Consider the following 13469-nt stretch of genomic DNA (forward strand, 5'->3'; position numbering starts at 1 on the left):
GAAACGTCAGTCGAGGAGGTCGGTGACGGTCCCGACGCCCTTGCTGGAGCCCTCGCGGAAGATGAAGCGCTGGCCTTCCTCGACGAGATACGGGCGGAACTTGAACTCGACCGTCGCGCTCCCGGTGTCGCCGGGGAGGAGTTGCCCGCCGTCGGGGTGGACACGCGCGGCCTCGCTCGCGGTCTCCAGGTGGACGACGGGCTCGTACCCGTCGTCGATCCGCGTGGGGTGATTGAGCACCATCACCTCGGCCTCGAAGGTGCGTGTGGGCGTCGGGTCGGCGTCGTGGGGGACGAGGACCATCCCGCGTTCGAGGTCGGCCTCGCGGACACCTTTGAGCGCGATACCGACGATGCGGCCGGATTCGGCCCGATCGACGCGGTGGTAGTGCATCTCGATCGAGCGCGCCTCGACGTCGCGGAAGGAGCCATCACTGAACGGCCCGAGGAGGAGTTCGTCGCCGGCCTCGACGGTGCCGGATTTGATCGTCCCGGAGGCGACGGCACCGACGCCGGTGACGCTGTACGAGCGATCGACGTACATGCGGAAGTCGCCGCCCGCTGCGGCGGTCTTCGGGAGGCGTTCGAACAGTTCGTCGAGGACGTCGAGTCCCTGGCCGCCGACGGCGCTCGTGCGGACGATGGGGACGACGGCCTCGTCCGTCTCCTCGACGGCGGTGTCGACGCCGTGGCGCTCAACTGGGAGTGGGGTCCGGCCGGTATTCCTGAGGAGGCGCTCGACGTCGCGTTCGACGTCCGCAACGCGCTCGTCGTCCACGGCGTCGGTCTTGGTGATGGCGACGATTGTCGGGAGGTCGGTAGCGAGGAGGACGCCGAGGTGTTCGCGCGTCGTATCGGTGGGGCCGTCGTCGGCGGCGACGGTGAGCAAGCCGTAATCGAGTTTCTGCCCGACGAGTCCGCGGATGGTGGTACGGAGCCACGGCTCGTGACCCACCGTATCGACGAAGGAGACGACCCGGTCGGCGGATTCGACGACGGCCGCGCGCTCGTGTTTCCGGTGGGGGTTCTCGACGCGTACGGGGCCGTCCCCGTCGAAGCCGTAGACCCCGTATGAGAGGTCGGCGGAGAGACCGCGTTCGACCTCGTGGGGCTGGACGTCGAGGAAGCTCCGGGTGTCGCCGTCGCCGTCGTCGGCCCGGCCGGTGACGAGCGAGCCGACGAGCGTTGATTTACCGTGATCGACGTGGCCAGCGGTGCCGATGATGACGTGGTCGTCGTCGGCGCTGAGCGTACCCCCATCGCGGATGGTGGCGACGCCGACGAGCCCCGCCCCCTCTGTGCCCCACGTCTGGACGTCGTCGATGTGGGCGCTGGCCTCCTCGGCGAGAAGGCTGAGGACATCGAGGGTCTCGGAGAAGGCGTCGGGGTCGATGCCCGCGATGCCGCCGTCGTCGGTGACGCCGACGACGTACTGCGCCTCGCCGTCGCCGGAGAGAATACGGTGGCGGAGTTGAGCGGCGAGGCTCTCCAGTCGCCCCTCGGCGAGATGAACCTCGCGAGTGAGTCGCTCTTTGAACTCGACGTGCCCGCCCTCCTGCTCGCCGCGTTCGAGCGCACGGTGCAGGACGGCTCGGTCGACGCTCATGGATGCGTGTTAGTGACCACCTACCAAAAGCCTTCCCCGGGGAAGGCTCCGGAGGCGTCCCGAGACGTCCGTATTCGGTGAAACTCGGGTCCAACGGGCCCGCTAGCGCACCGCAGTATCAACGAGGACGGCCCCCGAGTTGATGTATCGTCGCCGCCTGTGCGAGCGTATGAGCGTCACCGGGCTCTGTCAGATCTGCGAAGCGGCCGAGGCGCAGTTCGCGTGTGATCGCTGTGGGGCCGTGGTCTGTCAGGCGCATTACGACCCCAGCCTTGGGCTCTGCGAGGAGTGCGCCGCGGAGGAGCGCCGATCGCGGGGCGAACGCGGGGGCGAGGGCGGTGTCCCCGGACCGCGATAACGCGCGGCAGCACGCGCCGTCGCCGCCGGGCAGGGGTCAGCGGTACTCGTTCAGTCGATCGCGGAGCCGTTTCGCGGCCGTACCGGCCACGCGGTCCCAGTCGTCCGACTCCTCGCCGGCGAAGATGATCCCCCGCGTCGAGTTGACGACGCCGACGCCGTCGACGGTACGGCCGTGTTCGACCGCGGCCTCGACGTCGCCGCCCTGTGCGCCGACGCCCGGCACGAGGAACGGGAGGCCGGGAGCGATCTCCCGGACGCGTTCGAGTTCTTCGGGTCGCGTCGCGCCGACGACGAGCCCCACGTTCCCGTGCTCGTCCCACTCCGCCATCCGGCGCGCGACGTGCTCGTAGAGGTACTCGTCGTAGGAGGCAAGCTCGAGGTTCTGGAAGTCCCGTCCCCCAGGGTTCGAGGTGCGACAGAGCGCGAAGATCCCTTTGTCCTCTCGTGAAAGGAACGGTTGGAGGCTGTCGTGGCCCATGTAGGGGTTGACCGTGATGGCGTCCGCGCGATCGAGCGCGTTCGCGTACTGGCGGGCGGTGTTGCCGATGTCGCCGCGCTTGGCGTCGAGGATCACCGGCACGTCCTTCCCGTGGGCGTAGGCGATGGTCTCGGCGAGCGCGCGCCACCCGTCAGCGCCCTCGTAGAAGGCGGCGTTCGGTTTGTAGCAGGCGGCGTACTCGTGGGTCGCGTCGATGATCCGGCGGTTGAACTGCCAGCGCGGTAACGCGGCGTCGCGTACCTCGTCGGGGAGCCGGTCCGGGTCGGGATCGAGCCCGACGCAGACCATCGTGTCCCGCGAGTCGATGCGCGCCGCGAGGTCCTCGAAGAAGCCCATGGCGTCGCTTGCGTGGTGGGCGGGCCTAAACGTACTGTTAGCGCGCCGCGTCGAGTGCCGCCCGGACGACCGGCAGCACGCGCTTGACCTCGGCCCCATCCTCGACGAAGACGAGGAGCGCCGGCGGGGTCGAGGGACGCAGGCGAGCGCGCAGGTTGGCGTCGTCGGCGGCGTGCTTCGCAGCATCGAGGCCGGCGACGATGTCGACGCGGACGCGCTCGGGGAGCACGAAGACGGACGCGACGCGCTGGTCCTCGTCGATCACGTCGTAGGCGCGCGCGCCGTCGGGCGTCGCCTCGACGTCCGGATCGGCGTCCGTCACGGCCGCGTGCGCGAACGGCCCGGCCTCGCGGCCCGTGATCTCGGAGGCGAGCAGTTGGGCGATCCGCGTACCGTCAGAGAGAGCGCGATCGACCATTCAGAGGTCCTCCCCGGCCTTACGTGCGGCCGCGGCGACGTCGACCCCCTCGTGACGGGCGTGAAGCACGGCGGCGACGTCCGCCGTCACGCCGAGGTCCTGCTGGAGGGCGTTGACCGCCGCGACCGCCTTCTGTCGATCCGCGCCCGCGGAGACGACGGCGTCGAGTGCCGTCTCGAACGCCGAGCGCTCCTGAAAGAGCGATTCGTCGGGTGTGAACTCCTCGGGCACGGACACCGCATCGAGGTCGAACGTCGCGACGAGCTCGCCGTCGTCGCGTTTGAGGAGGCCCTCGCCGGTCGCGACATCCACGAGACGCTTCGCCTGATCCGGGCTCATCCAGTCCCGATCGAGGGAGAGGGCGACGACGAACTCGTGTTCGCCGAGACGGTCGCGGCCCTCGGAGACGAAGGGCGCGCCGACGGCGACGCGGAGGCTCATGGCTCAGGGAAGAGCGCGGGCCGGCCTAAAGACGGCGGGTCCCTACCGGATCGAACGGCTTTAGTACGTAACGCCGCCATCTCGGGGTATGCAGTACCAGGGCCGCTCCAAGCGCACGAAGACGGGTGCGCGAACCCGCCCGCACTCGAAGAAGAAGAAGCACGAACTCGGCCGTAGCCCGACCGAAACGACCGTCGGCGAGGGCCGCTTCCGCACCGTCGACGTTCGTGGCGACGGCGAGAAGGTCCGCGCGCTCTCCACCGACGTCGCGAACGTCACCGACGCTGGCGAGACCGAGCACGCCACCATCGAGGACGTCGTCGAGAACGACGCGAACCCGAACTACGCCCGCCGTAACATCATCACGAAGGGTGCGGTCATCGAGACGTCCGCCGGGCGCGCGCGCGTCACCTCCCGCCCTGGGCAGGACGGGCAGGTGAACGCCGTGGCAGTCGACGAGTAAGCACCCTCTCCTCTATTCTCTCACCCGCCGAGCGACGGCCATCATGCACTCGCTCGCGTTCGACGTCGTGCGACACGCGGACGGGTCCGCCGCGCGGGACGCCGATACTGCGCTCGCCCGCACGGTGGTCGCTGACGAACGGTCGGCGTCGGAGTCGCGGATGTCGACGCGCGCCCACTGCTCGCGCGGCCGGTCGTCCACGCGCCCACAGGACGGACACCCGATGGTCAGCCGCTCGGACGCAGTCGCACCGCGTCGCGGTGGGCATCGGTACGAGGATATGGAGCGTCAGCAAAGAGACCGGGCGCGGCGACGGGCGACGAGAGAGAAAACAAACCACGCGGGCTAGCGTCCGCGCACCGAGCGGTCCGTTAGGACCCGGTAGGTGCGCGGTTCACTCGCGCGATAGCGCGAGGCCGAGGAGGGGCCAACGGCCCCGACGACGGCTTTTGGTCGAGCTTTTGCAAGCGCGTAGCGCGCTGCAAAAGCTCGTCTACTGGAAGCCGAGGTGGCCGCCGCGCCGCTTCTCCTGACCGGGTGAGTTCCCGCCCTTGAACTGCTCTTCGACCTGGTCGTAGTAGTCGAGGATGTCCTCGGTGATCGTGGGCCGGACGTTCTCCAGGGCCGCGCGGAAGTGACGCATCTCGACTTCGGTAGCCTCGGTGTCGTCGCGCAGCGCCTCGATGGCGGCCTCGCGTGCGATAGAGGCGAGGTCGCTGCCGACGTAGCCGTCCGTGATCTCGGCGAGCTCGCGCAGCGAGACGTCGGGCGCGAGCGGCGTGTCGGCGGTATGGATTTCGAGGATACGCTCGCGGCCCTCGACGTCGGGCTGGCCGACCATGACCATCCGATCGAAGCGCCCGGAGCGGATGAGCGCGGGGTCGATGATGTCGGGACGGTTGGTCGCAGCGATCACCATCACCTCGCCCATCTCCTCTAACCCGTCCAACTCGGTGAGGAGCTGGTTGACGACGCGCTCGGAGACGTTGTTGCCGACCTCTTGCCCGCGGGCCGGGGCCAGCGAGTCGAGTTCGTCGAAGAAGATGACGGTCGGGGAGACCTGCCGGGCCTTCCGGAAGGTCTGCCGGATCGCCTTCTCCGACTCGCCGACCCACTTCGAGAGGAGCTGGGGACCCCGGACGCTGATGAAGTTCGCGTTCGTCTCGTTGGCGACCGCCTTCGCCATGAGGGTTTTCCCGGTGCCCGGCGGGCCGTAGAGGAGCACGCCGGCGGGCGGGTCGATCCCCATGCGCTCGAACTTCTCGGGCGAGTTCAGCGGCCACTCAACGGCCTCCTGGATGTCCTGCTTTGCGTCCTGAAGCCCGCCGACGTCGTCCCACGAGATCTTGGGGAGTTCGACGAGCACTTCGCGCATTGCGGAGGGCTCGACCTCGCCGAGCGCGCCGTGGAAGTCGTCGCGTTTGACGATCATCCGGTCGATGAGGCTTGGCGGGATATCCTCCTCGTCGAGGTCGATCTCGGGGAGGTAGCGTCTGAGCGCGCGCATCGCGGCCTCCTTCGTGAGACTCTCGATGTCCGCGCCGACGAAGCCGTGCGTCTCGCCGGCCAGGTGGCCGAGGTTGACGTCGTCGGAGAGGGGCATCCCGCGCGTGTGAATCTTGAGGATCTCCTCGCGACCCACCTCGTCGGGGACGCCGATCTCGATCTCCCGATCGAAGCGCCCGGGCCGCCGGAGGGCGGGATCGACGGCGTCGACGCGGTTCGTCGCCGCGATGACGATGACCTGTCCGCGCCCTTCGAGGCCGTCCATCATCGTGAGGAGTTGGGCGACGACGCGGCGCTCGACCTCGCCCGTGACGTCCTCGCGTTTGGGCGCGATCGAGTCGAGTTCGTCGATGAAGATGATCGAGGGCGAATCCTCCTTTGCGTCCTCGAAGATCTCCCGGAGCTGTTGTTCCGATTCGCCGTAATACTTCGAGATGATCTCGGGGCCGGCGATGGAGAAGAAGCTCGCGGACGTCTCGTTGGCGACGGCCTTGGCGAGCAGGGTCTTCCCGGTGCCGGGCGGCCCGTGGAGCAACACCCCCTGTGGCGGCTCGATGCCGAGCTTCTGGAAGATCTGGGGGTGTTTCATCGGGAGTTCCACCATCTCCCGGACGCGCTGGATCTCGTTCTGGAGGCCGCCGATGTCCTCGTAGGTGATGCCGCTCCCGGTGCGCTCGAAGCCGCTGATCGGCTCCTCACGCAACTCGACGTCGGTGTCCTCGGTGACGAGGACGACGCCCTCGGGCTCCGTTTCGACGGCGATCAGCGGGATCGCCTGTCCCGGCGAGCGCATGAAGGGGTGGTTCGTCGAGGACATGACGGGAACGATGTCGCGCGAGACGACGGGACGCTTGAGGATCTGGCGTTTGACCATCCCCGCGGCGTCGCTACCGAACTGGACGCTCGCCTCCTCGGGCGGTGCGAGGACGAGCGAGTCGGCCTTCTCGGCGTCTGCCTTCCGGATCTCGACGCGTTCGCCGATACCGACGTCGGCGTTCTGCCGGGTGAAGCCGTCGATGCGGACCGTATCGGTGTTCCAGTCCTGCCGGTCGGCCCGCCAGACCTTCGCGGCGGTCGTCTCGCCGCCTTCGATCTCGATGATGTCGCCCGGGCTGAGCTTCAGATGCAACAGCGTGTCGGGGTCGAGGCGCGCGATACCGCGCCCCGAGTCGTTCGGGTACGCCTTCGCGACCTCGAGTTGGACTTCGTTCATTGTCTGGGGTGTCCGGTGTGGGTAGGTTCTCGTCGCGAGGGGGAAACGTCTTCCCCCGGACGAGCCCTCTGTGTCATAGTATCACACCCGGATACATAGCGCTGACGTTCGCACGAACATCGGCCGGTGTCCCCGAATGGGCACGCTTTTCGCCGCCGCACCCGCCTGACCGACTATGACCACGCTCGCCTTCGACGGCCGGACGGGCGCGAGCGGCGACATGCTCCTCGGCGCGCTCGTCGCCGCCGGTGCCGATCCGGACGTCCTCGCGCCAGTCGAGGACGCCCTCGACGTCGCGTACGACGTGACGACTGTGACGAAGCGGGGCGTTCGCGCGACCTCAGTGACGGTGCGGCATACGGCCGATCACGGCGGACACGTTGCTGGCGGTAATGGCGCTGAGGATCACGAGCACGCCACCGAAGCGAAGAGCCACGAGCACGCCGACACCCACGCCAACGACGCGGAGGGCCACGGTCCCCATCGGACGTACCCGGAGGTCATCGCGTTCGTCGAGTCGATGGACCTCCCCGACCCCGTCGAGACGGACGCGCTCGCGGTCTTCGAGCGCCTCGGGCGCGCCGAAGCCGCCATCCACGGGACGGCCCTCGAAGACACGCACTTCCACGAGGTCGGGGCCGACGACGCGATCGCGGATGTCGTCGGTGTCGCCCTCCTCGTCGCCGATCTCGCACCGGACCGAATCGCGACGACCCCCGTCTTCGCCGGTGGCGGCGAGGTGTCGATGAGCCACGGAACGTACCCCGTTCCCGCGCCCGCGGTCGTCGAGATCGCCGAGGGCGCATCGTGGCGACTCCGCGGCGGCCCCGTCGAGACGGAACTGCTCACGCCGACCGGCGCGGCGCTCCTCGGGCACTACGCCGAGGGCGTGGACGAGACGCCGGCGCTGCGCGTATCGGACTCGGGGTACGGCGCGGGGACGAAAGACCTCGACGAACGCCCGAACGTCCTGCGCGCCGTCCTCGGGGAAGAACGCGAGCGGGAGGACGAGACGGCCGAGACAGAGGTCGAAACGGCTGATGAAGGGGAGAACGCCCGCACGACCCGGAATGGACTCGTCCGCGACGACGTCGTCGTCCTCGAAACGAACCTCGACGACGCGCCGCCGGAGGTGATTGGTGGATTACAGGATACGCTCGCCGATGCGGGCGCACGCGACGTCTCGGTCGTCCCGTTGACGATGAAGAAGGGCCGGCCCGGCCACCTCGTGAAGGTCGTCACGAAGCCCGCTGATGCGGGGGCAGTCGTACGTCGCCTCGCCGAGGAGACGGGGACGCTCGGGATCCGGGAGACCGGCGCGCGCCATCGGTGGATCGCCGAACGCGACTTCGAGGCGGCCGCGATCGAGGTCGACGGCGAGACGTACGAGGTCGCGGTGAAGATCGCGAGCGACGAGGCGGGCGAGGTGTACGATTATAGCGCAGAGTACGACGACGCGCACGCGGTCGCGCGAGAGGCCGACCTCCCCGTTCGTGAGGTCATGCGCCGGGCGGTCGAGGCGGTGCGTGCGGAGCGTTGACGCTCACTGGCCGTCGTGGCGCTCGATCGCCTCGTCGAGCGTCAGCTCGCCCCTCGCGACGCGACGGGCGAGCGCCTCGGTGATAGTGCGGTTCTCGGCGGAGCGCTCGCGCGAGCGCTGTTTGATGACGTCGAGTTCGCCCGCAGTCGGCTCGAAGCTCCGCTCACTGATTTCGTCACCCTCCAAGCGCGCGATGTTGACGGCAGCGAGCACGTCGTCCATGCCGCGCGCGCCGCGCCCGAGATAGGGCGTCGTTCCCGCTTCGTCGACGAGTTCGACCGCCGTATCGTCCAACGCGTCGATGATCCGCGCGCCGTGGAGTCGCGCGCCGTCGCCGACGCGGACGAGCGGGTCGGGAGCGTCTACAATCTCTTCTCGGACTACGTCCGCGGCGTCCTCCACGGGGACGTGGAAGACAGCGACGACGAGGTCGCCCGAGAGGACGGCGATGCCGGGATTCGGGCCGGGATCGACGCCGACGATCGTTCGCCCGCCACCACGGAGGAGTGTCAGCGCTTCCTCGACGGCGGCACGCGGGTCGTTCGGGTCGGCGACGACGACATCGCAGGGAACGTCGGGATCGTCTCCCGGGCCTGCGATGACGACGTCGGTGTCGGCGGGGAGGGCGTCGCCGGGTTCGACGGTCGTGAACGCGGCCCCGCGCTCGCGGAGTTCGCCGACGATCTCGTGGTAAACCTCGAAGTCGGCTGTCGCGACGACGATCACGCCCGGACGCAGGACGAGCGCGGACAAAAGCCTTCCCGGGTGTCGACGGACGCGGCCGTTCCGGGCATCGGCGTGTTTTTCCGGAGCGCCGCGCTACTGACGGACAATGGAGCCACTGACGACGGGGTGTGCGCCGCTCGACGACCTCCTCGGCGGCGGACTGGAGCGCGGGGCGGTCACGCAGATGTACGGCCCGCCTGGCGCGGGGAAGACGACCGTCGCGCTCGCCGCAGCCGCGCACGTCGCCGCGAACGGCGGCACCGCCGTCTACGTGGACACCGAAGGCCTCTCGGCGGATCGCTTCGAGCAGGTGCTCTCGGCGGTCGCTGACGACCCCGACGCCGCGGCGGAGCGCATCGTCGTCAGCGAGGCTCGCGACTTCGACGAGCAAGCCGAGGCCGTGAAAGACGCTGAGGGGTTCGCCGAGCGCGCGGACCTCATCGTCCTCGACTCGGCGACCGGCTTCTACCGACTCCGGCGAACCGAGGACGCCGGCGAGAACGGTGAGGCGCTACGCGAGGTCGCACGCCAAGTCACGCATCTGCTCTCGCTCGCGCGCCGCCACGACCTCGCGGCGCTCGTGACGAATCAGGTGTACACCGATCCCGACGCCGAGCGGACGCGCCCGCTCGGCGGGCACACCCTCGAACATTGGACGGCGACGGTCGTCAGACTCGAACGCTTCCGCGGGGACGCCCGCCGGGCGGTCCTGCAAAAACACCGCGCGAAACCGACGGGCGAGCGTGCGCGCTTCGAGATCACGGATCGCGGACTCGAAGCGCCGTCGGACGGAACCGACTTTTAGAGCTCGCCGAGCTTGCGGAGGAGCTGCCCCTGGTACTCCTCGTCGGCCTGCACGCCCTTCACTTCGAGGACGTTGCGTTCGAGCGTGTCAAGCGCCATGTAGTAGGCGTTGTCCGCGCCGTACCCTTCACCCGTGCCGGCGATCTGGCCCTTGTTGGTGCGCAGGCGGATCTGACACTGGATGAGCGGCGTGCCGCGCAGGCGCTCCTTGTGCTCGTGGAAGCGCACGTGTGCGTGGCGAACGTGGAGCTTCGAGTACTTCTCGGTGACCTCCTCGATGCCGTCACGGACATCGTCGCGAACGAGCGTGTCGAGCAGGTCGATGTTCGTGATCTGGACGTCCATGTGCTCCTCTTCGGTGTAGGAGAGCGCGCGCAGCACGTCCGTCTTCGTCAGCACGCCCGCGACGGTGTCGGGTTCGTTCTCCGTCGTGACGACGAGGCCGGCGTAGTCGTTCTCCAGCATCGTGCGGACGGCCGACTCGACGCTGTCGTCGGGGCGGATCGTCTCGACGGGCTCGGACATGACGTCGGAGACCGGGAGGTCGAGCATCCGCTCGACCTCGCCGCGCCGGTCGCCGCGCGTCGTCTTCTCGATGTCGCGCGTGACGAAGCTCACGAGGTCGTAGGTCGTCACGACGCCCGTGAGGGCACCGTCTTCATCGAGGACGGGAAGGCGGGAGATCCCGTGCTCGCGCAGGCGGTTGATGACCGTCCCGACGTTGTCGTCCTCGGAGACGGTGACGACATCGGCCGTGTAGATCTGTTCGACGGTCAGCGCATCGAGGCTGTCGAGGACCGCCTCGAGGATATGGTCCTCAGTGACAACGCCCCAGAGCTGGTCGGCCTCGAAGACCGGCGCGATCTTCGTGCCGCCCTCGACGAGCTTACGCGCGACGTCGCGGACGTTCTCGGTCCGGTCGAGGCGGGGCGCGTTGCCCGACGGGTTCGCGATGGTGATGGCACGCGTGTCGTCCTCGATGTGGGAGCTGAGAAGTTGCTTCTGCGTGATGACGCCCTCGTACTCCGCGCCGCCGGCGCGGGTGACGATGACGCCTTTCGGGTTGTCGTCCTCGAAGAGCGCCCGCACTTTCCCGAGTCGCTCCTCGGCGTCGACCTCGGTGTAGTCTTGGGTCGCGATATCGGCAATGTCCATGTATCAGCGGAGTTGTCCCGGCAGGGTCTAAAGGGTTATTGCAGACGCACACACGGATCGGTTTCGTATATCCGACGCGTTGGCCGTTGACGGGTCGGCGAAAGACGTTTCCGGGAGTATGTGGTATTAATACGCATGGGAGAACGTGTCTGCTATCGAGAGTTCTGTCCCGACTGCGACGCCGCGCTCACCCACCGTGATGAGACCTGCCCCGACTGTGGTGCCGAACTCGGCGAGTAGTCAGCTATCGGGATCGATTAGGGCGACGCCGCGACGTCGCAGCGCAGGCCGCCGGAGTCGGTGACGACGAGCGTCGCCGACGTGCCCCGTTCCGCGGCGGCCTTCGTGACCGTGACGTTCCGCACGACGCGCTCGTCGTTCATCCGTGCCTTGACGCGGTACGTCGTGCCCGCGTCCGCGTTCGTGGTTGCGAGCGTCGTGACGCGCTCGCGTTCCCCCGGCGCGAGCGTGACGTCCTCGTCGAGGAGCGCGTCCCCGTGCGCGTGGACGGAGACGCGGACGGTGTGGTTCGCGTCGTCGTGGTTCGCCACATGCATCGGCACCACGTACGTGCGCAGTTGCGTCTGCGTGTGGTCGCTAACGGGCGCGCCCGAGCATCCCGCGAGTACCGCGAGACAGACGACGGCGACGAGGAGGCCTGAGCGTGACACGGACGAGAATAGTCGAACGAATCGGTAAGTGTCTTCGGGAGGAAAGGACCGCGCGAAAACGGGAAACGGTCATCGACGCCACTTAGACCGACGTAAGCCACGTGGTCAGCGTTCGCGGCACGAGTGGTCCGCTAGGACCCGGTGGTGCCGCGATTCACCGCGGGCCGAAGGCTCGCGGGCCAAGGAGGGTGCGAAGCACCCGACGCAGTGCTTTTGCGTGCGAGACACCCCCCGCGTCTCGCTGCATAGGCAGGAATCTTCGATTCCTGGCGATGGCCGAGCTTTTACGAGCGAAAGCGTCGCTCTGCGACGGTTGAGCGCGGTAAAAGGTCGAGGTAATGGGCTGGGACGGATTTGAACCTCGGTCGGACGTGCTCGCTGGCGCTGCGCGCGACCTCCCTGATTCAAATCCACCCGACCACGTTCGACGAACGACGGACTTCTCGCGTTGCTCGTCGTCGTGGTGTCGTCGAAAAGTGGGTTGGGGCGGATTTGAACCGCCGGCCTCCTCCATGTCAAGGAGGTGTCATAGCCTGACTAGACCACCAACCCGAGCGGCGTGGCGTGCTTCCGAACGCATCTCTTCGTTACCCCCGGTTATAGTTGAAGGTTTCGAACCGGAACCACCGAGGGAGGCATTCCCATCCGCGACGCCCGCGACAGGCTTATACTGGTGTACAGACTTGTACATCGTAAGCCGAAATCGTACACCGGTGTCCACTATGCAGGATCACATCGAACGCGTCACGGACGGGGAGGACCTCACGCTCGAGGAGGCACGCGACGCCGCAACCGCCGTCTTCGACGGCGCGAGCGACGCACAGATCGGCGCACTGCTCGCCGGACTTCGGGCGAAGGGCGAGACGGAAACGGAGATTGCGGGCTTCGCGCAGGGGATGCGCGACGCCGCGATCACGATCGACCCCGACCGGAGCCCGCTCGTCGACACCTGCGGCACCGGCGGAGACAACTACAACACGATCAACGTCTCCACGACGTCCGCCATCGTCGTCGCCGCCGCGGACGTCCCCGTCGCCAAGCACGGCAACTACTCCGTCTCCTCGTCCTCGGGGAGTTCGGACGTCTTAGAGGAGGTCGGCGTCGACCTCGACGCGGATCCCGAGGCCGTCGAGGACCACATCGAGTCCTACGGCATCGGCTACATGCACGCACCCGCGTTCCACCCCGCGATGAAGGCCGTCATCGGCCCGCGGCGCGAGATCGGGATGCGCACGATCTTCAACGTCCTCGGGCCGCTGACGAACCCGGCGGGCGCGGACGCGCAGGTCCTCGGCGTCTACGACCCCGACCTCGTCCCCGTCATCGCGAACGCGCTCACCGAGATGCCCGCGGAGGACGCCCTCGTCGTCCACGGTAGCGGGCTCGACGAGATCACGATCCACGACGAGACCGTCGTCGCGGAGGTTCACGGCGACGACGTCGAGGAATACACGCTCACACCGGCGGACCTCGGGCTTGAGCGCTCGCCGATCGAGGCCATCGCGGGCGGCACCCCCGAGGAGAACGCCGCGGACCTGCGCGGGATCGTCGAGGGTGACGTGACGGGCGCGAAGCGCGACGTCATCCTCGCGAACGCTGGCGCGGCGGTCTATGTCGCTGGGGAGGCCGAGACGCTCGAAGCGGGCGTCGACGCCGCACGCGAGGCGATCGACACCGGCGCGGCCGCCGAAAAGCTGGACGCGCTCCGCGGCGCGAGCGTGGAGCAGTGACG

The 13469-nt window shown here is 68.3% G+C and carries 13 protein-coding genes and 1 tRNA gene; 5 read left to right on the top strand and 9 right to left on the bottom strand.

What is annotated here, in order from left to right; genetic code table 11:
• Positions 1-6 precede the first annotated feature (6 nt).
• Entirely contained in the window at positions 7-1605 is a 1599-nt protein-coding gene (locus ABDZ36_RS13315; RefSeq protein WP_211312684.1) for a GTPBP1 family GTP-binding protein, read from the bottom strand.
• 169 nt (positions 1606-1774) lie between these two features.
• Here ABDZ36_RS13315 and ABDZ36_RS13320 point away from each other — a divergent pair, with 169 nt between their 5' ends.
• Positions 1775-1963, top strand: a complete 189-nt coding sequence (locus ABDZ36_RS13320) for a hypothetical protein (RefSeq protein ID WP_211312685.1) — start codon at positions 1775-1777, stop codon at positions 1961-1963.
• Between the two features lie 36 nt (positions 1964-1999).
• Here ABDZ36_RS13320 and pyrF read toward each other — a convergent pair whose 3' ends face one another.
• The 3 genes from pyrF to ABDZ36_RS13335 are packed head-to-tail and all read right to left on the bottom strand — an operon-like array spanning position 2000 to position 3659.
• Complete coding sequence (pyrF, locus tag ABDZ36_RS13325; protein ID WP_211312686.1) at positions 2000-2800, bottom strand: orotidine-5'-phosphate decarboxylase; 801 nt, start codon at positions 2798-2800, stop codon at positions 2000-2002.
• A gap of 37 nt (positions 2801-2837) precedes the next feature.
• On the bottom strand, positions 2838-3218 hold the full coding sequence (locus ABDZ36_RS13330) for a DUF7993 family protein (RefSeq protein WP_211312687.1): 381 nt from the start codon (positions 3216-3218) through the stop codon (positions 2838-2840).
• Entirely contained in the window at positions 3219-3659 is a 441-nt protein-coding gene (locus tag ABDZ36_RS13335; RefSeq protein ID WP_211312688.1) for a DUF2240 family protein, read from the bottom strand.
• 88 nt (positions 3660-3747) lie between these two features.
• Here ABDZ36_RS13335 and ABDZ36_RS13340 point away from each other — a divergent pair, with 88 nt between their 5' ends.
• Positions 3748-4122, top strand: coding sequence for a 30S ribosomal protein S8e (locus ABDZ36_RS13340; protein WP_211312689.1), 375 nt, complete (start codon positions 3748-3750; stop codon positions 4120-4122).
• 493 nt (positions 4123-4615) lie between these two features.
• Here the strand turns inward: ABDZ36_RS13340 and ABDZ36_RS13345 are convergent, their stop codons facing one another.
• On the bottom strand, positions 4616-6841 hold the full coding sequence (locus ABDZ36_RS13345; RefSeq protein ID WP_211312690.1) for a CDC48 family AAA ATPase: 2226 nt from the start codon (positions 6839-6841) through the stop codon (positions 4616-4618).
• A 175-nt stretch (positions 6842-7016) separates the two neighbouring features.
• Between ABDZ36_RS13345 and larC the strand changes: the two genes are divergently transcribed.
• Entirely contained in the window at positions 7017-8381 is a 1365-nt protein-coding gene (gene larC / locus ABDZ36_RS13350) for a nickel pincer cofactor biosynthesis protein LarC (protein WP_211312691.1), read from the top strand.
• A 3-nt stretch (positions 8382-8384) separates the two neighbouring features.
• Here larC and ABDZ36_RS13355 read toward each other — a convergent pair whose 3' ends face one another.
• Positions 8385-9107 (bottom strand): hypothetical protein, encoded by a 723-nt coding sequence (locus tag ABDZ36_RS13355; RefSeq protein ID WP_211312692.1) that lies wholly within the window; start codon positions 9105-9107, stop codon positions 8385-8387.
• 106 nt (positions 9108-9213) lie between these two features.
• Here ABDZ36_RS13355 and radB point away from each other — a divergent pair, with 106 nt between their 5' ends.
• A complete protein-coding gene (gene radB / locus ABDZ36_RS13360; RefSeq protein WP_211312693.1) occupies positions 9214-9912 on the top strand; it encodes a DNA repair and recombination protein RadB in 699 nt (232 codons plus the stop codon).
• Here the strand turns inward: radB and ABDZ36_RS13365 are convergent.
• The 3 genes from ABDZ36_RS13365 to ABDZ36_RS13375 form a co-directional block, all read right to left on the bottom strand.
• Positions 9909-11066 (bottom strand): CBS domain-containing protein, encoded by a 1158-nt coding sequence (locus tag ABDZ36_RS13365; protein ID WP_211312694.1) that lies wholly within the window; start codon positions 11064-11066, stop codon positions 9909-9911. The two genes, radB and ABDZ36_RS13365, sit on opposite strands and share 4 nt — an antisense overlap.
• Before the next feature lie 257 nt (positions 11067-11323).
• Positions 11324-11737 (bottom strand): Ig-like domain-containing protein, encoded by a 414-nt coding sequence (locus tag ABDZ36_RS13370; RefSeq protein WP_211312695.1) that lies wholly within the window; start codon positions 11735-11737, stop codon positions 11324-11326.
• Between the two features lie 477 nt (positions 11738-12214).
• Positions 12215-12289 (bottom strand) — tRNA-Val (locus ABDZ36_RS13375).
• Positions 12290-12459: 170 nt separating this feature from the next.
• Here ABDZ36_RS13375 and trpD point away from each other — a divergent pair.
• Positions 12460-13467, top strand: a complete 1008-nt coding sequence (gene trpD, locus ABDZ36_RS13380; protein WP_211312696.1) for an anthranilate phosphoribosyltransferase — start codon at positions 12460-12462, stop codon at positions 13465-13467.
• Positions 13468-13469 lie beyond the last annotated feature (2 nt).

It is taken from the genome of Halarchaeum salinum (genome assembly GCF_039520965.1).
Lineage (GTDB): Archaea > Halobacteriota > Halobacteria > Halobacteriales > Halobacteriaceae > Halarchaeum > Halarchaeum salinum.